The following is a 550-nucleotide window of genomic DNA, read 5'->3' as shown; positions in this document are numbered from 1 at the left end:
CAGTCCGGGTCCCCTTCGTCTAGAGGCCTAGGACACCGCCCTTTCACGGCGGTAACAGGGGTTCGAATCCCCTAGGGGATACCACTATTTATAAAGCGTTGAGTTTTAGCCTACAGAACTCAATGAGTATTCACTCTTTGGTAGAGTATAACGCCAGTCCGGGTCCCCTTCGTCTAGAGGCCTAGGACACCGCCCTTTCACGGCGGTAACAGGGGTTCGAATCCCCTAGGGGATACCACTATTTATAAAGCGTTGAGTTTTAGCCTACAGAACTCAATGAGTATTCACTCTTTGGTAGAGTATAACGCCAGTCCGGGTCCCCTTCGTCTAGAGGCCTAGGACACCGCCCTTTCACGGCGGTAACAGGGGTTCGAATCCCCTAGGGGATACCACTATTTATAAAGCGTTGAGTTTTAGCCTACAGAACTCAATGAGTATTCACTCTTTGGTAGAGTATAACGCCAGTCCGGGTCCCCTTCGTCTAGAGGCCTAGGACACCGCCCTTTCACGGCGGTAACAGGGGTTCGAATCCCCTAGGGGATACCACTAT

Annotated in this window: 4 tRNA genes; all 4 read left to right on the top strand. The window is 51.6% G+C overall.

The window, feature by feature from the left end:
• Positions 1-8: 8 nt before the first annotated feature.
• Positions 9-84: transfer RNA gene (locus MSG37_RS21265), tRNA-Glu, on the top strand.
• 78 nt (positions 85-162) lie between these two features.
• A tRNA-Glu gene (locus MSG37_RS21260) sits at positions 163-238 on the top strand.
• Positions 239-316: 78 nt separating this feature from the next.
• Positions 317-392, top strand: a tRNA-Glu gene (locus tag MSG37_RS21255).
• Positions 393-470: 78 nt separating this feature from the next.
• Positions 471-546, top strand: a tRNA-Glu gene (locus tag MSG37_RS21250).
• Positions 547-550 lie beyond the last annotated feature (4 nt).

The organism is Shewanella sp. 1CM18E (assembly GCF_023161665.1).
Taxonomy (GTDB): Bacteria; Pseudomonadota; Gammaproteobacteria; order Enterobacterales; family Shewanellaceae; genus Shewanella.
Note: the sequence above shows the minus strand (reverse complement) of the source record. Positions and strands in the feature narration are given on the sequence as shown.